Annotated in this window: 18 protein-coding genes; 6 read left to right on the forward strand and 12 right to left on the reverse strand. The window is 66.7% G+C overall.

What is annotated here, in order from left to right; all coding sequences use genetic code 11:
• Positions 1–43 precede the first annotated feature (43 nt).
• The gene (locus ACSYAO_RS18505) at positions 44–2,905 is read right to left on the reverse strand and encodes a TonB-dependent receptor (RefSeq protein ID WP_149908668.1); all 2,862 of its coding nucleotides are present in this window, start codon (positions 2,903–2,905) and stop codon (positions 44–46) included.
• 99 nt (positions 2,906–3,004) lie between these two features.
• Here ACSYAO_RS18505 and ACSYAO_RS18510 point away from each other — a divergent pair, with 99 nt between their 5' ends.
• Entirely contained in the window at positions 3,005–3,610 is a 606-nt protein-coding gene (locus ACSYAO_RS18510) for a hypothetical protein (protein ID WP_149908669.1), read from the forward strand.
• Between the two features lie 9 nt (positions 3,611–3,619).
• Here ACSYAO_RS18510 and ACSYAO_RS18515 read toward each other — a convergent pair whose 3' ends face one another.
• Positions 3,620–4,027, reverse strand: a complete 408-nt coding sequence (locus tag ACSYAO_RS18515) for an ExbD/TolR family protein (protein WP_149908670.1) — start codon at positions 4,025–4,027, stop codon at positions 3,620–3,622.
• Between the two features lie 151 nt (positions 4,028–4,178).
• On the opposite strand from ACSYAO_RS18515, the gene ACSYAO_RS18520 reads away from it, so the two are divergent.
• The 3 genes from ACSYAO_RS18520 (at position 4,179) to ACSYAO_RS18530 (ending at position 7,842) form a co-directional block, all read left to right on the forward strand.
• Positions 4,179–6,164 (forward strand): transglycosylase SLT domain-containing protein, encoded by a 1,986-nt coding sequence (locus ACSYAO_RS18520; protein ID WP_149908694.1) that lies wholly within the window; start codon positions 4,179–4,181, stop codon positions 6,162–6,164.
• A 106-nt stretch (positions 6,165–6,270) separates the two neighbouring features.
• Positions 6,271–6,507, forward strand: a complete 237-nt coding sequence (locus ACSYAO_RS18525) for a hypothetical protein (protein WP_008267778.1) — start codon at positions 6,271–6,273, stop codon at positions 6,505–6,507.
• Between the two features lie 114 nt (positions 6,508–6,621).
• Positions 6,622–7,842 (forward strand): multifunctional CCA addition/repair protein, encoded by a 1,221-nt coding sequence (locus ACSYAO_RS18530; protein WP_149908671.1) that lies wholly within the window; start codon positions 6,622–6,624, stop codon positions 7,840–7,842.
• 46 nt (positions 7,843–7,888) lie between these two features.
• Here ACSYAO_RS18530 and ACSYAO_RS18535 read toward each other — a convergent pair whose 3' ends face one another.
• The 4 genes from ACSYAO_RS18535 to ACSYAO_RS18550 all read right to left on the reverse strand — a co-directional run bounded on the left by ACSYAO_RS18535 (position 7,889) and on the right by ACSYAO_RS18550 (position 10,049).
• Positions 7,889–8,086 carry a hypothetical protein gene (locus ACSYAO_RS18535; RefSeq protein ID WP_125895627.1) on the reverse strand — a complete coding sequence of 66 codons (198 nt, stop codon included), beginning with the start codon at positions 8,084–8,086 and terminating at the stop codon, positions 7,889–7,891.
• Positions 8,087–8,188: 102 nt separating this feature from the next.
• On the reverse strand, positions 8,189–8,623 hold the full coding sequence (locus ACSYAO_RS18540; protein ID WP_005419309.1) for an SseB family protein: 435 nt from the start codon (positions 8,621–8,623) through the stop codon (positions 8,189–8,191).
• Between the two features lie 49 nt (positions 8,624–8,672).
• On the reverse strand, positions 8,673–9,008 hold the full coding sequence (locus tag ACSYAO_RS18545; protein WP_149908672.1) for a hypothetical protein: 336 nt from the start codon (positions 9,006–9,008) through the stop codon (positions 8,673–8,675).
• 3 nt (positions 9,009–9,011) lie between these two features.
• Positions 9,012–10,049 (reverse strand): S41 family peptidase, encoded by a 1,038-nt coding sequence (locus tag ACSYAO_RS18550; protein WP_134951226.1) that lies wholly within the window; start codon positions 10,047–10,049, stop codon positions 9,012–9,014.
• A gap of 417 nt (positions 10,050–10,466) precedes the next feature.
• Here ACSYAO_RS18550 and ACSYAO_RS18555 point away from each other — a divergent pair, with 417 nt between their 5' ends.
• Positions 10,467–10,895: a hypothetical protein gene (locus ACSYAO_RS18555; protein WP_134951225.1), complete on the forward strand. Its 429-nt coding sequence runs from the start codon at positions 10,467–10,469 to the stop codon at positions 10,893–10,895.
• Positions 10,896–10,965: 70 nt separating this feature from the next.
• Here ACSYAO_RS18555 and ACSYAO_RS18560 read toward each other — a convergent pair whose 3' ends face one another.
• From ACSYAO_RS18560 to ACSYAO_RS18585, 6 genes are all read right to left on the reverse strand, one after another.
• Positions 10,966–13,995 (reverse strand): autotransporter family protein, encoded by a 3,030-nt coding sequence (locus ACSYAO_RS18560; protein ID WP_149908673.1) that lies wholly within the window; start codon positions 13,993–13,995, stop codon positions 10,966–10,968.
• Positions 13,996–14,293: 298 nt separating this feature from the next.
• The gene (locus ACSYAO_RS18565; protein WP_149908674.1) at positions 14,294–15,361 is read right to left on the reverse strand and encodes an acyltransferase family protein; all 1,068 of its coding nucleotides are present in this window, start codon (positions 15,359–15,361) and stop codon (positions 14,294–14,296) included.
• Entirely contained in the window at positions 15,361–16,509 is a 1,149-nt protein-coding gene (gene nagA / locus ACSYAO_RS18570) for an N-acetylglucosamine-6-phosphate deacetylase (RefSeq protein WP_149908675.1), read from the reverse strand. The genes ACSYAO_RS18565 and nagA overlap by 1 nt, the downstream gene beginning before the upstream one ends.
• Entirely contained in the window at positions 16,509–17,537 is a 1,029-nt protein-coding gene (locus tag ACSYAO_RS18575; protein ID WP_049400482.1) for an SIS domain-containing protein, read from the reverse strand. Before ACSYAO_RS18575 ends, nagA begins: the two co-directional genes overlap by 1 nt.
• Before the next feature lie 7 nt (positions 17,538–17,544).
• Entirely contained in the window at positions 17,545–18,612 is a 1,068-nt protein-coding gene (locus tag ACSYAO_RS18580; RefSeq protein ID WP_006391719.1) for a LacI family DNA-binding transcriptional regulator, read from the reverse strand.
• Between the two features lie 39 nt (positions 18,613–18,651).
• Positions 18,652–19,941 (reverse strand): sugar MFS transporter, encoded by a 1,290-nt coding sequence (locus ACSYAO_RS18585; RefSeq protein WP_032128949.1) that lies wholly within the window; start codon positions 19,939–19,941, stop codon positions 18,652–18,654.
• A 376-nt stretch (positions 19,942–20,317) separates the two neighbouring features.
• On the opposite strand from ACSYAO_RS18585, the gene ACSYAO_RS18590 reads away from it, so the two are divergent.
• Positions 20,318–21,334: a glucokinase family protein gene (locus ACSYAO_RS18590; RefSeq protein WP_032130422.1), complete on the forward strand. Its 1,017-nt coding sequence runs from the start codon at positions 20,318–20,320 to the stop codon at positions 21,332–21,334.
• Positions 21,335–21,405 lie beyond the last annotated feature (71 nt).

The following is a 21,405-nucleotide window of genomic DNA, read 5'->3' on the forward strand; positions in this document are numbered from 1 at the left end:
GACGCTGCAACGGCGCCGGGCTGAGCCCGGCGCCGTCCCTTCATCAGAAACGCAGGTCCGCGCGCAGGTACCAGTAGCGGCCACGCGGGATGTCATAGGTCGAAGCGTCGTAACCGTTCAACGAGCACGACAGGCAGATCGGCGGATCCTTGTCGAACACGTTGTTCAGGCCAGCGGTCAGCTGCAGCCCCTTCATCCAGTCGATCTTGTAGCCCACCTGCATGTCATGGAAGGTGGTGGCCGACAGCGTATTGGTGCCTGCGGCCTGGTTGCTGCAGACCGGGAATACAGAGGCGTCACCGCAGTTCTCGGTCAATTCGGAGATATGCCGAACGGTCCAGTTGGCACTCCAGCGGTCCAGCGTCCAGCCGATGCTGGCATTGCTGGTCCATTCCGGAATCGAGCTGTCGGCCACTTCCACGCCCGGCTTCTGCGGCTGCTTCTGGCCCGCCGCACCGGTAGCCTCGTAGCGGCCGACGAACGTGTTCTTCCAGCCCAGCTTGAACTGGCCGATCGAGCTCTGCGGCAACGTCCAGAACAGATCCACGTCCCAGCCATCGGTCTTGATCGAGCCGAGATTGGTCAGGCGGTTGTTGAAGCTGCTCACTGCACCGGTACTGGCGCGGGAGATGCCATCGCAGTAGATCGGATCCAGCGTTTCCACGCACAGGTCCAGCTGGGTCTGCGCGTTGATTGCCTGGATCGCGCCATCGATGGCATGGCGATAGAAGGTCACCTCCACGTCGAAGCGCTCGGACCACGAGGTGTCGTTGCCAAACCACGGGCTCCACACGAAACCGGCACTGAAACTGCGCGAGCGCTCCGGATCCAGCTCGCGGTTGCCGCCGGTGGTCACCGAGATCTGCGAGTTGGCCTGCTGGAAGCCGGCCGGCACGCCCAGCGCGGCACAGTTGGCGGCGCTGCCGCGCGGCGGCGTACCGCCCAGGCCCACCGAGCATGGATCGAACAACTGCAGGTCGGCACGCGCGGCCGAACCGTACAACTCACCAATCGACGGTGCACGGAAGCCCTCGGCATAGGTCGTGCGCAGCACGAAATCGTCGGTCACCTGCCAACGCAGGCCGTACTTGGGCGTGAACTCGCCACCGAAGGTGGAGTAGTCCGAATAGCGGCCGGCCAGGCTCAGGTCCAGCTTCTTGCCGAATGAAGAGTCGGCGAAGATCGGCACGCTCAACTCCAGGTAGGCCTCGTTGACGTCATACGAGCCGGATGTCGGCTGCGAAGGCACGCCGTTGTAGTGGCCCGCCACCGTCAGCGGATCGGGCTGGTACGAACCCTCGTACTTGCGATACTCGAAGCCGGTAGCGAACGACACCGGGCCGGCCGGCAGCGTGAACAGGTCGCTGGACAGGTTGGCGGTGAACAGGCTCAGTTCGTTCTGGCTGCGGTCACGCACCACCGGCTGGATCCACTTCAGCATGTCCGGCGTGATCGAACCGGCACCGCCGAAGATGTTCAGCGGCACGCAGCCCGGCGTCGCCGCACAGACGGACGGATCGCCCAGCGCCATGTTGACGTTGTAGATGTTGTAGCTGCCGTAGTTGGTCTGTTCGGCCTTGTTCTTGCTGTACATGCCGTTGACGTCCCAGTACCAGCTGCGGTCAGCCGCCTGGAAGTTGCCGACGAAGCCGGTGGCGAAATACGTGGTGTCCACTTCCTGCTTGAAGACGCGCGCACCGCCTTCCACCGGACGGCGACCGATCAGGCTCAGGTTGTCACCCGAGACCAGGTCGAAGCCGAACGGGTTGTACGGGTTGAGCGCAGACACGGTGATGTTGTCGGCCAGCGGATTGCCGGTGGCGCCATCGGGACCGAAGAACAGCGGCTCCGGGCCGGCCTGGTTGGTCGACTCACGGCGGTTGCCCAGTGCCTTGACGTACCACTGCACGTTGTCGGTGATGTCGAAGCGGAACTGGCCGAACAGGCCCTTACGCTCCGACGGTGTCAGCACCATGTTGTATTCGGCGAAGTTGAAGCGATCAGCACTGGTGAAGCAGTGATAGTCATCGGTGCGCGCGCAGCCGGCACTGCCGTCGTAGCGCGGGTTGCTCACGCCGGTATTGGGCACGATGTTCTGCACCGCACCGGTGTTCGGGTCGGTGAACATGAAACGGCCCTGCGGAATGCCACCGCTGCCGAAGGCCAGGCCGGTGCCGGGAATCGGGAAGCGCGACTGCTCGCGGTCCTTGGCGAACACCGGATCCTGCTTGGTCCAGCTGGCGCCGAGGAACAGGCTGAAGCGATCACCGCTCTTGCCCCAGGCCAGGTCCACGCCCTTCTGCGTGCCATCGCCCTTGCTGTACTCGCCGTAGTTCAGGGTCACCTGGCCGCCATCGAAATCACGACGGGTGATGATGTTGACCACGCCGGCAATGGCATCGGAGCCGTACAGCGACGACGCGCCATCTTCGAGCACTTCGATGCGCTCGACGATGGCCAGCGGAATGGTGTTGAGGTCGGTGGCCGAGCCCACACCGGAGGCGGACGACTCATTGACCCAGCGGATGCCGTCAACCAGCACCAGCACGCGCTTGGCGCCCAGATGGCGCAGGTCCACCTGCGCCGAGCCAGCACCTACACCACTGCCATCGGGCGGGAAGCCGAAGTTGCCGGACGAATTGAACTTGGCATTGAGCGCGGAACCGGAACCGGTGAGCTGCTGCAGCACTTCGCCGATCGAGGTCAGGCCGGTGCGTTCGATATCACCGCGGGTCAGCGTCTGGATCGGCACCTGGCCTTCGACTTCAGCGCGCTTGATGCGGGTACCGGTGACTTCCACCGCATCGAGGTTGGTGGTGGATTGTGCAGCGGCACCCAACGGTGCCAGGGTCATCACGCACAGCGCGACGGCAACCGCCAAAGGGCGGTGGTGCAGGTGATTCATTCGCTCTCTCTCCAAAGGAATGTCGGGACATGGGCTGCCGCACTCCCTCCCTGCATGGCGGCGCCGTCTCCTTTGTAAACAAGTAGTAAAAATCGCGGCGTGATGATCGACACTCTTTCACGCGGAATTGACGCAATTGCAGGCCGATTGCGTCAGATGGCTGCAGGTTATGACCGGACGATATTGTTCACGACAGGCAGCCTTGATGCCGGCTGCGACAGCGCGCGCCGGGGGCTGCCACATTCATGGAAAAGGTCTTTGCCGGACCGTTTCAGGAATAGTTTGAAATTCCCTCTTTCAGAAGGCGCCGCTAGTCGATCCAGCGCAGACTCGCACCTCCAGCCATTCGCGGGAGGGTCGATCATGAAAGCGGTGAGTGCGGTGCTGGGTGTCACGACGGTGATGACGCTGCTTTTTTCCCTGGCGGGCGAATCGAGAGCAGGCGGCGTGATCGAGTGCAACAACTGCCCCTCTCCCAGCGATGCGGCCTTGGCCTCGGGAGAGGGATTGACGGTTGTGGTGGATTTCGAGAGAGCCGAGTTGACTGCTTTCGACGTTGAACGTGCCCCTGGGACCGGAAGGTGGCGAGCACATCCAACCCCGGTTCCAGCGCAGATTGAAATGGCCTTTCTGCGGATCCTGGATGCGACGCTGTCAGCAGGGGAAGCGCCGCCCATGCGGCAATCACCGCATGAGCGGCAGTGAGACATCGCACTACCGCACGAACGCAATGCGCTCCATGCCGGTCGCCTCGGCTGCGGCCAGAATCCTCGCCATGCCTTCGTATTCGGCCGCCGGATCGGTGGCGATACGCAGCTCCGGCAGGTTGCCGGCATGTTCGCCCGCCTGTGCCTGCAGGCGCGCCTGCAGCTCACTGATCACCATCGGCTGACCATTCCAGCTGAGCTGGTTGGCAGCGTCCAGGCGCAGCTCGATCGGCGGTGGCGGTTCGGGACGGTCGACCACGTGATCGGTGGCCTGCGGCAACTGCACGGCAATCGGCCGGGCCACGATCGGCGCGGTCACGATGAAGATGATCAACAGCACCAGCATCACATCCACCAGTGGCGTGACATTGATGTCCGCCAGCGGGCCGCTTCTTCCTGCGCTACTGAACGCCATGTGCCGCTCCCTGCAGCCGGGCCGTTCGCCCAAGCTCGACACTACGTCGCCCGCAGGCTCGCGAGGCAGTGCCTGCAGCACGAGCATTCAGCTGCCGTTGCCGACCCATCGCGTGCACGCAATGCGAAACTGAATTCAGCCATTGCCCGCTATGCTGCCCGCCATGACCCGACGCTCTTCGACCGCCCTGTCCCTGCTGCCCTTGGCCACCACGCTGCTGATCGGCTGCGCCAATGCCCAGTCCCTCGACGCCCAGAACGCGCAGCTGAAGGCCGCGATCGCTGCCGCCGAACGCGGCCAGTTCGATTCCGGCCAAGCCGCCGCACTCAGCCGCCATCCTGCATACGGCTGGCTGGAGTACGCCAACCTGCGCCGCAACATCGACACCGTCGATACCGCGCAGGCGCAGGCCTTCCTCAAGCGCTACGACGGCCAGGCCGTGGCTACCACCTTCCGCAGCGTGTGGCTGCCCTCGGTCGCACGCCGCCAGGACTGGCCGACCCTGCTCGCCAACTGGGCGCCCACCGACAACGCCGGCCTGCGCTGTGCGCAGCTGACCGCGCGCCAGGTGACCGGCAAGGTTGATCCGCAGTGGATCAGCGAAGCGCAGGATCTTTGGCGCAAGAACGGCAAGTCGCTGCCGGACGGCTGTGATGCCGTTTTCGCCGTGCTGCAGGCGCAGGGTGGTCTGAGCGACGCGCTGCGCTGGGAACGCATCGATGCCGCCGCCGACGCCCAGCAACCCGCTGTGATGCGCAGCGCCGCACGGGGCCTGCCTGCCACCGACCTGGCGCTGGCCAACAATTACGCGGCCTTTGTCGACAAGCCCAATGCCAGCGCATTGAACTGGCCGCGCAACGAGCGCAGCCGGCGCATCGCCACCGATGGCCTGGCCAAGCTGGCCAAGGCCGATCCCGGCGCCACCGAACAGCAGCTGCCGCAATACGCGCAGGCACTGGGCCTGAGTGCCGACCAGCAGGGCCAGGTGCTGTACCAGATCGCACTGTGGACGGTGGCGTCCTACCTGCCCGATTCGGCGCGCCGTCTCAATGCGGTGCCGGAATCGGCGTACGACGAACGCCTGCACGAATGGCGCGTGCGCGAAGCGATGTCGCGCGGCGACTGGCCGGCAGCGCTGACCGCGATCCGCAAGATGGGCAGCAAGCAGCGCAGCGACCCGCGCTGGCGCTACTTCGAAGGCCGCATGCTGGAGAAGACCGGCCAGGCCCAACAGGCGCAGCCGCTGTTCCGCGAGGCCGCGCGCGCACCGACCTTCCATGGTTTCCTCGCCGCCGACAAACTGCAGCAGGGCTACACGCTGTGCCCGTGGAAGCCGAACGACAGCGCGCAGGCACAGGCGGTGATCGCGCGCGACCCAGCCATCCAGCGCGCGATGGCGCTGTACCAGATCGACCGCGCCGGCTGGGCCGTGGCCGAATGGAACAGTGCGCTGTCGCGCTTCGATGACACCCAGCGCCGCCTCGCCGTTCGCGTGGCGCAGGACAATGGCTGGTTCGACCGCGCCGTGTTCGCGCTCGGCAAGCAGCCGCAGGAACAGCGCCTGTATGACCTGCGCTTCCCGCTGCACCACGACGCCACCATCCGCCGCGAATCGGCACGCAACGCGATCGATCCGGCCTGGGTGGCGGCAGAGATCCGCGCCGAGAGCACCTTCACCCCGCGCGCGCGCTCGCCTGCCAACGCCATGGGCCTGATGCAGGTGCTGCCGGCCACCGGTGCCGGCGTGGCCAAGTCGATCGGCCTGACCGGCTACGGCGGCGCCGACAGCCTGTACGACCCGGACACCAACATCGCCATCGGTACCGCCTATCTGCGCCAGCTGATGAACAAGTACGACGGTCTGCCGTACGTGACCATCGCCGCCTACAACGCCGGCCCGACCCCGACCGCGCGTTGGCAGGGCCAGCGCCCGGGTTATGACCCGGACCTGTGGATCGAGACCATCAGCTACAAGGAAACCCGCGAGTACGTCGCGCGCGTGCTGGCCTTCAGCGTGATCTACGACTGGCGCCTCAATGGTGATGCGCTGCCTCTGAGCGACCGTCTGATGGGCCGCCTGGTGGACAAGCGCAAGAGCTTCAGCTGCGCCGCCAACGCTGACCAGGGCGGCGATTGATCGCACTGCGGTCGTGCCGGCCGCTGGCCGGCTTCGGCCATTATCCAAGGGTTGCCGGCCAGCGGCCGGCACTACCCGGCATCCGTTTCCCGGGGAGGGGAAAGCGATGAGCCTGCTGGCCTGGATCGGGATGTTCGCCGCCTGGAGCCTGTTCGCCACCTGGGTATTGCGCTGGGGTGGCGCGGCCTGGATGGAAGGCTGGAAGTCGCTGGCCTTCGTCGACAGCTGGGGCAGCCTGTGGGACGAAGCGCAGATCAAGCTCTACTTCCTCTGCCTGTGGATCGTCTACGGGCTGTGGTTCCTGGCTGGCCTGTTCGTGCCGGAGTGGCGCGGCCTGCCGTGATGCCGCTGCGTCGGTAGTGCCGGCCGCTGGCCGGCAACCGCTATTTGCCCAGGGGTTGCCGGCCAGCGGCCGGCACTACCGGTGCATCTGCGCCGGGCATGCGATCATCCCCCCATGAAGATCTATCTTGTCGGCGGCGCCGTACGCGACCGCCTGCTGCAACGCCCTGCCGGCGACCGCGACTGGGTGGTGGTCGGTGCCACGCCCGCGCAGATGGAAGCGCAGGGCTACACCGCCGTCGGCCGCGATTTCCCGGTGTTCCTGCATCCGAAGACGGGTGAGGAGTACGCGCTGGCGCGCACCGAGCGCAAATCCGGCCGCGGCTATCGCGGCTTCTTGGTCGACGCCGATCCGGCGGTGACGCTGGAAGAGGACCTGCAGCGCCGCGACTTCACCATCAACGCGATCGCCTGCGATGAGGAGACCGGCACGCTGGTCGATCCTTACGGTGGCGTTCGCGATCTTGAGCAGCGCGTGTTGCGCCACGTCGGCCCTGCGTTCGTGGAAGATCCACTGCGCGTACTGCGCGCGGCGCGCTTCATGGCGCGCTTCGCGCCACTGGGCTTCACCGTCGCCGAAGAGACCATGGCGCTGATGCGCGAGGTCGCCGCCAGTGGCGAGCTGGACGCGCTGGTGCCGGAACGCGTCTGGCAGGAACTGCGCAAGGCGCTGGTCAGTGAACGGCCCTCCGCCTTCCTGCGCACGCTGCACGCTGCGCATGCGTTGGGCCCGATCCTGCCCGAGCTGGAAGCGCTGTATGGCGTGCCGCAGCGTGCCGAATTCCATCCGGAAGTCGACACCGGCATCCACCAGGAAATGGTCAGCGACATGGCCGCGAAACTGGCACCGGGTGATGACCTGGTCGGCTTCGCTGCCCTCACCCACGACCTCGGCAAGGGCCTGACCCCGCCGGAGGAATGGCCACGCCACATCATGCACGAGCAGCGCGGCATCAAACCGCTGAAGGCATTGTGCGCGCGGTTGAAGATTCCCACCGAGCACCAGCAGCTGGCCGAAGCGGTCTGCCGCGAGCACTTGAACCTGCACCGCATCGACGAACTGCGCGATGCCACTGTGCTGGAACTGCTGGGCCGCTGCGATGCGCTGCGCAGGCCAGAGCGCGTGGCTCGTATCGCGCTGTGCTGCGAGGCCGACAAGCGCGGTCGGCTCGGTTTCGAGGATGCCGACTACCCACAGGGCGAAACGCTCAAGCGCCTGCACCAGGCGGCGCTGTCAGTGCAGGCGCGGGATCTGGATACCACGCATCTGAAAGGTCCGGCCATCGGTGAGGCACTGGCCAAGGCGCGGGTGAAAGCCATCGCCGCCGCACGCTGAAGCCCTGGTAGTGCCGGCCGCTGGCCGGCACCTTCACATCTCCCGTCTATCGACGACGCTTGCGCGAAAAATGGTCGACAGCATGAGCACCCAACAAGATGGGTTGCATCAAGAGGAACAGCCATCCACCCAACCGGAGCGTCTCCACCGGATTGAACCGGGTGATGAACGCAGCTGCCAGTGCCAAACCCGCAAGAAGGCCGATCTCATAGACCCACAGCGATCGGTTAGAACGCTTGCCCACGATGCTCCTCTCCATTGAACAGGACGCACTTGCAAGCCATCGCCGCCGTCCGGCATCACGGGTAGTGCCGGCCGCTGGCCGGCACCCAGACAATCCCTGGATTCAGTGCGCCATGCCGCGGGTGATCGCCGCCGCACGCTGCTTCAGCTGGGCCACGGCATCGGGAATCATCTCCATGCCCACGTCCAGGCCCGGGTTCAGCACCAGGCCGACGCCGTCGCCGATACCGGCCAACAGCGCGTGCACCGCGATCGGCATGGCATGCGCAAACTGCGGCAGCTGCTCGTGCCACAGGCCGGCGCGCTCGGGGGCGGTGAACACCGCGAACATCGGCTCGCCGCTCTCGCTGGTCAGCACCAGCGGCGAGATGCTCTCGTCCCAGGCGCCATCTTCGCCGATGGCCTTGTCCAGCAGCACGAACGCCGTCGAGGTCAGCAGGCCGTCGAGGAACTGCGCTGCGGTCAGCGTGCCGTCCTGGGCCTGCAGCAGGCGCACCTCGAGGTCGTTGAGGGGTTCGAACGGGGTGTCGTGGTCCATGGTCGGTTCCGGTACGTGATTGCAGGGCAGACTTTAACAGGCCCGCTCCTCAACCGAGGAATCCATGACGCCACAGCCAGCCCAGCGCCGCCAGACCGGCCACCACCACCAGCATCAGCGGCAGGCCGAAGCGGTGCCGCCACGGGATCGGCACCCCGCCCAGCTGCTGGTCCATGGTGTCGGTGTCCAGCACCCAGCCGTGCCCGCACCGGCTGCAGGCCAGCTCGTAGCGGCGATGGTAGGTGAGGCCGAACAGCAGGTCGATGCGCGCCATCTTGTAGCGCAGCTGGGGCGCGAACCCGGTTTCCGTCTGGCAGCGCAGGCAGTGGTGGGCTTCGGTCGGGCCGACCACCATCACCCGTTCCTGCTGGCCGATCAGGATCATGGATCAGCGGCCCTGGCAGGCGGGTTGGGCCAGCAGCCAGGCTTGGGCGGCGGCAAGGGTGGCGGCATCACCCTCGATGCGCTGGTCGGGCTCGATCTTCAACCCATCACCACGATCATTGCGGTCGCGCATCACGGTGGTGGTCAACAACAGGCGGCTGCCATCGGCCAGTGTGCGCACGTTGTTGCCAGTCGAGACCCCTGCCGTCGGCTGGCCGAAGCTGCGCGTCTGCGCGCGGCCACGCCACGCCAGCGCCGAGGCCTCGCCCGAACTGCCGGTACGCTGTCCGAACAGCACCGCCACCGGCGCGCCAGGCTGCCGCAGCACATAGCCGGTCTGGCCGAAGTCCAGCACCGGCTTGCCTGCACGCTGCACGGCGGTCGCGGTCAACGTCCAGCGCTCCGGCCCCTGTGCGGTTTCGAACGACCCCACATCTTCGTTGTTCACCACCGAGGTGCGCAGCAGCGGTGCCATGCCCAGCAGCATCGGCCACATGTTGCCACCGCTGTTGTCACGCAGGTCGACGATCCAGCCACAGCGCATGCCGTCGTCCTTGCTGCGGATGACCTGCTGCCACCGCGCGGCGCGCTGGATGTTCTGGCGGAACGCTTCCTGTGGCGTCGCGCCGGGCGTGGAGGCATATCCCTCGATGACCAACCAGCCGATGCGCGCATCCACCGCATCGGCGGCCTTGGCCCTTTCCACGGCGGCGGCGCCGACCTGCTGCGCGCGCGCAAGGGATTCGCTCTGGCGCTGGGTCGTCGTCCATACGCCATGATTGCCCGTGCTGACCGCAATGGCTTCGCGCAGCAACGCCAGCCGCTTCACGGGGTCACCCTGCACCGATTGCAGTCGTGTGCGGGTGCCAGGCCAGTCCACCCGGTCGCGATACAGCGCCTGCCGTTCAAGCAGGTTGAGGATCTCGGCCTCCGCCTCCGGCGAGGGCACCTCGATTGCCTTGGGCGTATCGGCCATGGCGTTGGCAGCCACCAGCGCGATCACCAGCGCACCAATGCGACGCACTCCCTTGCGAACCTGCATGTGACGTTTCCTTGTCGTTGAGGCAGGCGCACAGCATAGCCCGCAGGTGATGGCTTTCGCCATGCGCGGACTGTCGTATCTGGCCCCGCCGCGGATTGCAGCAAGACAGCTTGCACGCGATCAGTAGATTGCAACTTTGCCCATGTCATCGCCACCTAGAACGCGAGAAGGTTGCCTCCGTCGGCGCCTCCTGCGCTGGCCGGGATTGGCGTCCTGAATGAAGCTACCTGAAGTCGGGCTTGCGACCATGTCGCGGGCTCGAATAATGCACCGTCCGTCGTCCTGCGGCGGGCGGTGCGTGGGGATCCTTCCGATCCGCCGGCTTCGTTTCCTTTGGGTAGCTTCACCGGCACGCCAACCCGCACCGCCCGCCACCTTGCATCCCTGCAGGTGGCCCAGCCTTGTGAGGTTGCTGACATGACCACGCTCTACCCCACCTACCCACGTCTGTATGTACTGCTCGGTGCCGCAATGCCCGGCCTGCAGCTCTCCAATGCCGCAGCCGAAGCGTTGGAAGATGCGCTCACAGAAGCCCATGAACACGCTCCGCCGCCGGCCTTCTTCGCCCGGTTGCACGGCATCGCGCAAAGCCACGCCGCCGATGGTCAGGTCTGGCGCGAACGGCAACTCAGCGATGTGCGTGGCCGGGAACTGGCGGAGGCGACGCGCTGCTTGGCAGCATTGTCTGTGTGCGGCGGGGTACTGCTGGCTGCACAGTCGGCGCGCGAGACGGACGATGCGCAGGCGCAGTGTCCGCCGCAGGTGGAGGAAGGCCTGCTGCACGCGGTAGTGGTGTTGGCCGATCATGCCAGCGCGCTGGTGGCGCCGGGTGCATGCGCGGGGTAATGGCACCGATGGATTCGTGCCGACCAAGGTCGACACCTCACAGAGCGGGTCATGAAATCCATACCCGGCGCTACCAGTCCGCGCGCAGGCCGATGTTGCCTTCGATGATGCGGCGCTTCTCGTTGCGGTCGCCGCCCAGCTCGCGCGTGTAGTCGGCAACGGCATAGGCGCTGATGGTCCGGTTGAAGCGCCCGACCACACCCACGCCGGCTTCCAGTGCGCGCGAGCGCTGCGAATTGATGATCGTGTCGTTGTCGAAGCCGACGCGATCCTCGCCGGAACGGCCATGCCAGTAGTTGAGCTTGAAGTACGGTTGCCAGCCGTTGTCGGCCAACTGGTAGTCGCCGGCCAGGCGCAGGCCGATGCGGCCGGTCCAGGCATTGTCGTTGTCGAAACGCGCGCTCGATACTTCATCGCGGCGGTCGTCCAGCGAGGTGCGCTGCCAGATCACCTGCACCTGCGGTTCCAGCCACCATGCGGACTGACCGAAGTACAGCAGCGGCTTGCCCGCCTCCACCGACACGCTGGTGCCATCGCCCTTGATCCCAAAGCCGAGCCCACGCGAGGAGCGTACGCGGCCGTCGTAACGGCTCTGCATCGCCACGGCGTCGATGTAGCCACCGCTGCTGTCGGTGAACGTCCAGTACAGGCCCACGTGCTTGTCGTCCAAGCGGTTCTGCCCCACCTGCACGTTCTCCCAGCCGAGTGCCAGGCCGGTGGTCTTGCCCTGCGCGCGGGTGCGGCCGACGAACACGCCGATCTGGTTGCGATGGTTGTCATTGGCCGTGGCCCACACATCGAGGCCGGCCTGCAGGCCCATCACATCGCCATCAAAGCCGGGCTGCGCATCCCCCTTCCAATGGATCTCGCTGCTCTGCCCCACCAGACGACCCCAGGCCGTGCGGAATGCGCCCTGGTTGTACAGCAGGCGCTGCTCGCCCTGCCGCTCATGGAACGTGCCGAGGCTGGCCAGCGAGGTCTCGCGCAGCAGCGGCGGCACCACGGCGTAGGTGGCGGTTTCCACGCGGTACAGCGGCACCACTGCGCCCTCGGCGGGGCGCGCGCCCGGCGTCGGCGGCGTACCGGTACCGGGCAGGCTGCCACCCGCCACCGGCACATCCGGCACCGCCGGATCACTGGGCGGCGCCACCGGCACGGGTTCCGGCGGCGGTGGTGGCGGCGCGGTCTCGCCTGCGGTCAGATCCGGATCGGTGGCACCTTCGGGCGGCGGTGGCGGTGCCGGGGTGATCGGTGGTGGGGGTGCGACGGGTGGCGTCGGCGGCGGCGGCACGCCATTGATACCGCTTCCGTTGGGCGCCGGTGCAGGCCCGGCCACCACGGTCGAGCGCAGGTACCAGTTCTCGCTGGTACCGGCACTGACACCGCCCTTGAACAGGAAGTACTCGTAGGCACCGGCCGCAACCGGTGCGAACAGCGAGAACGCGCCCGGCGCGGTACGGCCACCATTCAACGCCTGCACCACCAGGATGCCATCGGCCAGCGTGGCCGCGCCGCTGCCGCCGGCATTGAGCACGCCGATGCCGGTGGTGCCGGTGGCGGTACCGCCATCGATCACCAGGCGGTCGCTGGTGGAATTGTCCGCGCCGAGCACGGTACGCAGGTACAGGCCACCGCCGTCACCACGATAGTTGCCACGCACGGTAAACACGTCGCCAGCACCGGTACCGGTCAGGTCGATACGCCCGGCATTGACCATCTCCACCAGTGCGCCATTGTTGAACGGACGGACGGCATGGCCGCCACTGCCCGCGTAGACAGTGCTGGTGTCATCCACCGTGAGCGTGCCGGTGCCGGTTCCGCTGTCACCCAGCACCAGATCACCATCGAAGCTCAGCTCGGTGCTGTTGGCCAGGCTGATTGTCTCCCAGTTCTGGAAGCGTCCCACGCCCGCGGTCTTGACGTTGTTGAAGTTGAGCTGATCGATGCCACTGCCACCGTCGAACAGCGGCACTGCACCAAGGTTGCCCTGGTTGAGGCTGGCGAGATTGGCCACGTCGTTGTCAGGACCCATGTCGATCGCGCCATAGACGATGCCGCCACCTCTCCAGTTGAAGATGTCGTTGCCGGTACTGAGCAGCACCTGGCCACGCACGGTGCCATCGGTGATGGTCACGCTGTCGGCACCACCACTGACACTGATGTTGCCGCCGATGTAGGCCGTACCCGAGATGATGATGGTGTCGGTGTCGAAGCCGGTGACCACGTTGCCCTCAACGATGCCGCCGGACTGATCCCACAGATTCTTGTCCAGCTTCATGTTGACGCGGCCGATGCGGCCAGCGGTCATCCAGGCCTGGTCGCCATCCTCGAACGCACCGACGATGCGGCCACCGCTCATATGGAAGGTATCGATGTTGTCGCCCTGCTGCAGCGCGCCGATCGTGCCGCCACTCATGACGAAATCATCGCGGCCACTGCCCTGCACCACCACGCCGGTGACGGTGCCGCCGGTGACAGTCATCTGGTCACCGCCACCTCCCTGGTCGACGCTGTCGATCGTGCCGTCACTGAGCAGCAGCACATCGTTTCCATCGCCCTGCAGTACGCCTCCGGTGATGCTGCCGGCCTGCATCTCGAGGCGATCGTTGCCCGCATCGAACTGCACGCCGGTCTGACCACTGATCGTTCCCCGATTGACCAGCACGCTGTCGCCTGCGCCGATGAACTGCAGGGCAATGTTGTTGCCGGTGCTGATGCTGCCGCGGTTGTCGACGCGGCTGCCGCCCCCAAGCTGCACGGCCGCACCGCCCACCGAACTGATCGTGCCCTGGTTTGACAGCAGGTGACCATCGGCACCGACCAGCACGAGGGCCGATCCACCACCACTCTGCTGCAACTGGGCACCATTGCCGACGTTGACGGTGATTCCGGCCGCGCCACTGGCGGCAACGGGAACGGTCTGCGGATTCGGTGCGTTGGCATCACAGGTGACGGTCTGGCCGGCGGTCGGTGCCGGGTTGTTGCAGCCCGCCCAGGCGACGCTGGCGGTCGTCAGAAGCAGGGACGGAACGGCGAGGGCCTGCAACACGGAAACAGCAAGGCGGCGTGGGCGGAACGCACGCGGAACGGCACGGGACATGGGGCACTCCTGGACGGGAAATCAGGAACTGCGTATGTGCGGCACTGCGCTTGCAGTCTGCCGTGTGGTGAACCGTTTCGACAGGTGAACTTGCGTGCAGAGAATCACAGTTCAGATGTGAAATCGCCCGGTCCTCACGCCAATGTGATGTGGCTGAAATCGTTCATTTTTTGGCACGTGGGGATCACGCGCAAAGCATCCACGCATGGCGTGGATCTACTGACCCTGCATCGCCAATCGATTCACTCATGGCACCTGGTAGATCCACGCCATGCATGGATGCCGTTGGCGGATGGGGTCAGATCTTCAGATAGATCTTCCGCCGGTCCAGCCACCACGCCACGCCCCACCACAGTGCGACGAACACCAGCGCCTGCAGCATCGACGCCAGTTCCAGCGCCTGCGGCATCGCGGTGGCAAGCTGCTGCCAGATCCAGCCCCAGACGCCGGTCGCCATCAACACCACCGACATCACCGATGCCCCCAGGTACGCGGTGATCGCGTTGACACCGAAGCGCCGGCCCAGCGCGGGCCAGCCCTTCTGGTCGATCAGCACGTGGCCCAGCCACAGCGCCAGCGCCGCAAGACCGCCCGTCCACAGCACGTAACTGGGCGTCCACAGCTGTTTGTTCAGCGGCAACACGATGGCCAGCAACAGGCCGAGCACAGCGGTCGCCACGCCCAGCCCGGCCAATGCCGCCGAACGCCGGTTGCGCAGCAGGCCACCGGCCAACAGTCCGAGCACGGTACTGGCCAGCGCCCCCAGCGTGCTCAGCAATCCTTCCGGGTCATGGCCCAGCCCGGTATCGGCGTGCCATTGATAGATCCACGGTGCGAACAGCGTGGTATCCAGACGACTGGCCGGATTGGTCCACGGCGCCAGATCGCCGACGCCCAGCAGCAGCACGGTATACCCCACCAGCAGACTGACCAGTACGGCCGCCTGTGCGCGCGGACGCGCATACACCGCGAGCACGCCCACCAGCGCCGCGCATACCGCGATCCGCTGCAGCACGCCCCAGATGCGGAAGTGATGGGTATCCAGCGCCCACCAGATCAGCAGGTGCAGCAACGCACCGGCCACCAGGATGCGCAGTGCGCGCTCCAGAACGCCGCGCGCCAACGCGGGTCGTAAGGCCACGTCCAGCGCGCGTGGCGCCACGCTGAAGGCCATCGACACGCCCACCAGGAACAGGAAGAACGGGAACACCAGGTCGGTGGGCGTGCAGCCATGCCATTCCGAATGACGCAGCGGCGCGAACACCGCGCTCCAGTCACCCGGGTTGTTGACCAGCAGCATTGCCGCCACGGTGATGCCGCGCAGGGCATCGATCGAGCCCAAGCGGCGCGGCGGCATACTGTTCATCAAGCGGCCTCGTATTGTCCGGCAATCCAGGTGCCACGCACCTGCAGGGCATCGTCCAGCAGCACCAGGTCGGCCTGGTAGCCCTCGGCGATGTGGCCCAGACGATCGTCAACGTTGAGGAACTGCGCCGGATAGGTCGAGGCCATGCGCGCGGCTTCGGCCAGCGGCTGGCCGAGCAGCTGCACGGTGTTGCGCACGGCAGTGGCCATGTCCAGCGCCGAACCGGCCAGCGAACCGGCCGCATTGCGCACCACGCCATCGATGGCGGTGATGGTTTCGCCGTACAGCACGTAACTGGGATCGTCGGCGCCAACCGGTGGCATCGCATCAGTCACCAGCAGCAGGCGGCCGCGCGGCTTGGCCGCCAGCGCCACGCGCAGGCTGGCCGGATGCACATGCACGCCATCGACGATGATGCCGATCCAGCTGTCGCGGTCTTCCAGCGCCGCGCCCACCGCGCCGGGCTCACGCCCCTGCAGCGGCGACATCGCGTTGTACAGGTGGGTGAAGCCGCGCACGCCGGCATCCAGGCCGGCGCGGATCTCTTCATAGGTGCCTGCGGTGTGGCCGGCGGCAACGATCACGCCGCGCTCGACCAGCGCGCGAATGGTCTCCAGCGGCACGCGTTCCGGTGCCAGCGTCAGCAGGGTCACGCCGTTGTCCAGCGATGCGGCCAGCGCAATCTCTGCTTCGTCGGGCACGCGGAACTTGCTGGCATCGTGCGTGCCCTTGCGGGCCGGCGCGATGTACGGTCCTTCCAGATGGATGCCGATCACCCCTGGCACACCCTGCGCGATCGCCTCGCGCATCGCATCGATGGCTTCACGCATCACGCCCACGTCATCGCTGATCAGCGTCGGCAGCATCGCGGTGGTACCGAAGCGACGGTGCGCCTGCGCGATGGTGCGCAGTGCCGCCACGTCCGGCGTGTTGTTGAACAGCGCGCCGCCGCCACCATTGACCTGCACATCGATGAAACCGGGCAGCAGCCAGCCACCGCCCAGATCAACCTGCTCGGCGGCCTGGCCCAGCTGCGGCGCTGCATCGGGCAGCAGCGCGCTGATGCGGCCGTGCTCGATCACCACCGCCAGATCATCGCGGAATTCGTCGCCTGCCAGGATGCGGGCATTGCGCAGGACCGTTGCCATCACACCGTCTCCGTGACCTTGTTCAGGTGCGGCGGCAGATCCGGATTGAAGCCGCGACGCAGCGCCAGCGCGTTGATCGCGCGGTAGAAGCTCTGCACGGTCAGCAGCGGTGCGCACAGCGGATGCGGCGCGGCCGCTACCGGCAGGTTGCCACCGGCACCGGCCATCCACACCTGTGCACCGCGCGCGGTGAATTCCTCGACGACGGCACGGGTGCCGGCGCCGGTTTCATCCGGCTGGGCAAAGGCCAGCACCGGGAAACCGCGGTCGACCAGCGCCATCGGGCCATGCTTCACTTCAGCCGAGCTGTAGGCTTCGGCATGCAGGCTGCAGGTTTCCTTGAACTTCAGTGCGGCTTCCTGCGCCGCGCCCAGGCCCAGGCCACGGCCGAGCACGAACAGGTTGGTCGCCTCGACCAGGCCCTCGGTCACCGGCGTCCAGTCGCACTGCCAGGCCTCGCGCATCGCGTCCGGCAGCAGGTCCAGCGCCGCACGCAGGCTTGCGTCCTGCTTCCAGTAGGCAGCCAGCTGCAGCAGCGCGGCCAGCGACGCCAGGTAGCTCTTGGTCGCCGCCACACTCTTCTCGGCACCGGCATGCAGCGGAATGACCGTATCGGCCAGCTGCGCCAGCGGCGAATCCTCGACGTTGACCAGTGCGATCACGCGCGCGCCGGCGGCCTTGGCAGCTTCCGCGTTGCGCAGCAGGTCCGGGCTCTTGCCCGACTGCGAGATGACGATGAACAGCGCGCCACGCAGCTGCAGCGGTGCGGCATAGACCGAACCCACCGACGGCGAAGCCGATGCGACCACCAGGCCCAGCTGGGTTTCCAGCAGGTACTTGCCATAGGTGGCGGCATGGTCGGAGCTGCCGCGTGCACAGGTGACCACGAACGGCGGCGGCGCCGCACGCAGGCTGGCGGCCAGGGTTTCCATGGTGGCGTGGTTGCGCGAGAACTGGCGCGCGACCACGTCGGCCGCTTCAGCGGCCTCGGCGAACATCAGGGTGGACGTGGGGTCTGACAGCGACATGGCAGGCTCAGGCAGGATCGGAAGGAAGGGGGCGTGCGCCGGCCGGGCGCATCGGCGCGGTCGAACCGCGCACCACCAGCTGCGGCACGAAGCCCTGGTTGTGCAGCGGTGCCGGCGCATCGTCATAGGCGTCGCTGCGCAGCTGTGCAATCAGCAGGCGCGCGGCGTGGCGGGCGATGTCTTCGGTGGCCTGCTTGGCGGTGGTCAGCGGCGGCCACGACTGGCGCGAGAACGGGCTGTCCTCGAAACCGGCGATGGACAGGTCATACGGCACGTTCATGCCGGCCGACTTGGCGGCGGCCAGCACACCGGCGGCGATTTCGTCGTTGGAACCGAAGATGGCCGTGGGCGGCTCGCGCAGCGCCAGCAGGCGGCGTGCGCCCCGGAAACCGTCGTCGAAGGTGTAGTCACCCTGCACCACCAGGTGCTTGTCCACGGTCATGCCGTAGTCCTTCAGCGCGGCTTCGTAACCGGCATAGCGTTCGCCCGAGGAGCGGTGCGAGATGCCGCCCCAGAGGAAGCCGATGCGCTGGTGGCCCAGCTGGATCAGGTGCTCGGTGATCTCGTAGGCGGCCTCGCGGTCGTCGACGAACACGCAGGCGCCGTCGGCCGGGTCTTCGGTGGCGGCAATGATGCGCACCAGCTTGATGCCGCGCGCGGTCAGTGCCTGGATCAGGTCGCGGCGCTCGGACATCGGTGCGGTCAGCACCAACCCGGCCAGGCGCGAACGCTGCACCCAGTCGGCCAGCTCATCGGCCAGCAGCGGCGAGCTGGAATCGCAGGGATGGATCTGCAGGCCGAAACCGGTCTCGCGGCACGCGGCCAGTACGCCGTTCTGCACGCCGATGATGTGGTACGGGTTCGGGTTGTCGTAGACCAGCCCGATCACGAAGGTGGTGCCGCTGCGCAGGTTGCGCGCGGATGGATCGGGTTCGTAATCGAGTTCAGCGATGGCACGCAGCACCCGCGCACGGGTGGCCTGCATCACCGAAGGCTCGTTGTTGATCACCCGCGAGACCGTCTTCAGCGAGACCTTGGCCTTTTCCGCAACGTCCTTGATGGTCGCTCTGCGCATGGGTTTTCCCTGGGGTTGGCTGCCGTCCATCATCGCCGATCAGGCCTTGTCCTGCGGCAGGCCGGCGCGGTGGCCGACCACCGAGTAGAACAGGATGTACAGGTAGCACGGCACCATCAGCAACACGAACACCAGCTGGAAGTCGATGTGCTGCTTGAGCACGGCGAACAGCTGCGGAATGATCGCGCCACCGGCAATGCCCATCACCAGCAGGGCCGAGCCGGTTTCGGTGAAGCGGCCCAGGCCGCGGATCGCCAGCGGGAAGATCGCCGGCCACATCATGGCGTTGGCGAAGCCCAGCAGGGCCACGAAGGCCACCGATACATAGCCGTGGGTGGCCCAGGCGCCCAGGCAGAACACCACGCCCAGCACCGCCGAAATGGTCAGGTAGCGCGACTGCGAAACGACCTTGGGGATCAGCAGCAGGCCGACCACATAGCCGACCAGCATCGCGCCAAGGGTAAGCGAGGTGAACATCTTGGTCTGGTCCAGCGGCAGGTCGAAGCCATGCCCGTAAGTACCAATCGCATCACCGGCCATCACCTCCACGCCCACGTAGACGAACAGGCACAGCACGCCCAGCCACAGATGCGGGAACTGGAAGATGCTGCGGCGCTCGGCGGCACCGGCAGCCGCCGGCGTGGCGTTGGCTTCGGACGACTTGATTTCCGGCAGCGGCGAGAACAGCACGGCCACCGCCAGCACCACCAGCAGCGCAGCCATCGCCAGGTACGGGGTGTGGATCTTGGCGGCAAACTCGTTCAGCAGCGCGGCCTTTGTGACCGCATCTGCGGCCTGCACCTGTGCATCGAGGTCACCGATGCCGTGCAGCACCAGCGTGCCGATCAGCACCGGCGCCAGCATGCCGGCGATCTTGTTGCAGATGCCCATCAGCGCGATGCGGCGTGCCGCCGTCTCGATCGGGCCGAGGATGGAGATGTACGGGTTGATCGCAGTCTGCAGCAGGGCCAAGCCGCTGCCGATCACGAACAGGCCGCCAAGCGCGCCCGGGTACCAGCGCTGGGTGGCGAACTCACCGAACAACGCAGCACCACCGGCCATCACCAGCAGGCTCAGGCTGAGGCCCTTTTTCATGCCGGTGCGGCGCAGGATCCAGGACGCCGGCAGGGCCAGGAAGAAGTAGGACAGGTAGAACACCATCAGCACCAGGAAGGCGCCGACCTCGCTGAGTTCAAAGGCGAGCTTGACGAAGGTGATCAGCGGGCCGTTGAGCCAGGTGAAGAAGCCGATCAGGAAGAACAACACGCCAACGATGGCGATGGAGGTGGCCACGTTCGGGCGCGCGCTTGCAGCGGGGACGGCGGACATCAGGAGGGCTCCTGCGGCGACGGCCGCAGAACGCGGCGTCGGAGAGTGGCTGGGAACAACGTTGTCACATTCTTTCGATGGACAGCTGCGGTTTGTCAACTTCCACACGCAGCCCTGTGAACCTCGTGCTGCACTGCGCAACCCGATCGCAACGCATCGTGCTGAATGCGCCGAAGGCCTTGGCCCATGTGCGGCAACGGTTCCCACGTGAAAGCCGCACTCACGTCATGTAAACGTTTACTGCATGTCGCATTCGTTGCGATGCAGCAACGAAAGTGTCACGAACTCGTTGACATCGTTGTCAGCGGGGTTACAGACTCCGCCCCAATCGCCGCCCCCGATCCCGGGGCCGGCCCCACCTGCAGCAGGAGCCCGCGTGACCGCCAGCCACCCCGCCCCGGCCCATGTCCTGTCCCGAGTCGCGCCGACGTTCCTGGCCGCCGACGTCGGTGGCACCCATGTGCGCGTGGCCCGGGTCCAGGCCAGCGGTGATGCCGCCCATCCGGTGCAGGTGCTGGAGTACCGCAAATACCGCAACGCCGACCATGCCGGCCTCAGCGCGATCCTGTCCGACTTCCTCGGCGAAGGCCCGCGGCCCACGCATTGCGTGGTCGCCAGTGCCGGCTACGCCCGCGAGGACGGCACGGTGATCACCGCCAACCTGCCGTGGCCGCTGTCGGCGCGCCAGGTGGAAGCCGACGTCGGCCTGCAGCGGGTCTACATCGTCAACGACTTCGAAGCCGTGGCCTACGCCGCCGCGCAGGTTGACGCCAGTGGCGTGCTGCACCTGTGCGGACCGGAAACCGCCGCCCGCGGCCCGACCCTGGTGGTCGGCCCCGGCACCGGCCTCGGCGCCGCGCTGTGGATCCCTACCGCGCACGGCCCGGTCGTGCTCCCGACCGAAGCCGGGCAACCGACCCTGGCCGCCAGCACCGAACTGGAAATGGCCATCGTCCGCCACATGCAGCGCGACCGCGCGCACGTGTCGATCGAACACGCGATCTCCGGCCCGGGCCTGATGAACCTGTACCGCGCGGTGTGCGCACTGCAGGGCCAGGCGCCGACCCTGGCCAGCCCCGACGCGGTCACCGCTGCGGCCATGGCCGACAGCGATGCACATGCGCGCCAGGCGCTGGATGTGTTCTGCGGCCTGCTCGGCAGCACCATCGGCGACATGGCGCTGTTCTACGGCGCCCACGGTGGCGTCTACCTGGCCGGCGGCATCCTGCCGCAGATCCGTGAATACCTGCACGCCAGCACTTTCGTCGAACGCTACCTGCAGAAGGGACCGATGGGCGAAGCGCTGGCACGCATCCCGGTGAAGGTCGTCGAGCACGGCCAGCTGGGCGTGGTCGGCGCTGCCAGCTGGTACCTGCAGCAGTCGGCCGCCTGACACCGCAACAGGCTTCAACGCAATCGCAGCACGCAGTACGTGGCACGCCAACGCACGGGACTTCGCCGCCG

Origin of the sequence: Stenotrophomonas sp. STK16_22 (assembly GCF_051984505.1) — a bacterium.
In the GTDB taxonomy this organism is placed as follows: Bacteria; Pseudomonadota; Gammaproteobacteria; order Xanthomonadales; family Xanthomonadaceae; genus Stenotrophomonas; species Stenotrophomonas maltophilia_A.

Bases quoted from the DNA above. Each gene is read 5' to 3' on its own strand.
- ACSYAO_RS18505 (WP_149908668.1), bottom strand. From the start codon at position 2,905: ATGAATCACCTGCACCACCGCCCTTTGGCGGTTGCCGTCGCGCTGTGC.
- ACSYAO_RS18565 (WP_149908674.1), bottom strand. From the start codon at position 15,361: ATGAACAGTATGCCGCCGCGCCGCTTGGGCTCGATCGATGCCCTGCGC.
- ACSYAO_RS18580 (WP_006391719.1), bottom strand. From the start codon at position 18,612: ATGCGCAGAGCGACCATCAAGGACGTTGCGGAAAAGGCCAAGGTCTCG.
- nagA (WP_149908675.1), bottom strand. From the start codon at position 16,509: ATGGCAACGGTCCTGCGCAATGCCCGCATCCTGGCAGGCGACGAATTC.
- ACSYAO_RS18515 (WP_149908670.1), bottom strand. From the start codon at position 4,027: ATGGCGTTCAGTAGCGCAGGAAGAAGCGGCCCGCTGGCGGACATCAAT.
- ACSYAO_RS18560 (WP_149908673.1), bottom strand. From the start codon at position 13,995: ATGTCCCGTGCCGTTCCGCGTGCGTTCCGCCCACGCCGCCTTGCTGTT.
- ACSYAO_RS18585 (WP_032128949.1), bottom strand. From the start codon at position 19,941: ATGTCCGCCGTCCCCGCTGCAAGCGCGCGCCCGAACGTGGCCACCTCC.
- ACSYAO_RS18525 (WP_008267778.1), top strand. From the start codon at position 6,271: ATGAGCCTGCTGGCCTGGATCGGGATGTTCGCCGCCTGGAGCCTGTTC.
- ACSYAO_RS18540 (WP_005419309.1), bottom strand. From the start codon at position 8,623: ATGGACCACGACACCCCGTTCGAACCCCTCAACGACCTCGAGGTGCGC.
- ACSYAO_RS18545 (WP_149908672.1), bottom strand. From the start codon at position 9,008: ATGATCCTGATCGGCCAGCAGGAACGGGTGATGGTGGTCGGCCCGACC.
- ACSYAO_RS18575 (WP_049400482.1), bottom strand. From the start codon at position 17,537: ATGTCGCTGTCAGACCCCACGTCCACCCTGATGTTCGCCGAGGCCGCT.
- ACSYAO_RS18520 (WP_149908694.1), top strand. From the start codon at position 4,179: ATGCTGCCCGCCATGACCCGACGCTCTTCGACCGCCCTGTCCCTGCTG.
- ACSYAO_RS18550 (WP_134951226.1), bottom strand. From the start codon at position 10,049: ATGCAGGTTCGCAAGGGAGTGCGTCGCATTGGTGCGCTGGTGATCGCG.
- ACSYAO_RS18555 (WP_134951225.1), top strand. From the start codon at position 10,467: ATGACCACGCTCTACCCCACCTACCCACGTCTGTATGTACTGCTCGGT.
- ACSYAO_RS18530 (WP_149908671.1), top strand. From the start codon at position 6,622: ATGAAGATCTATCTTGTCGGCGGCGCCGTACGCGACCGCCTGCTGCAA.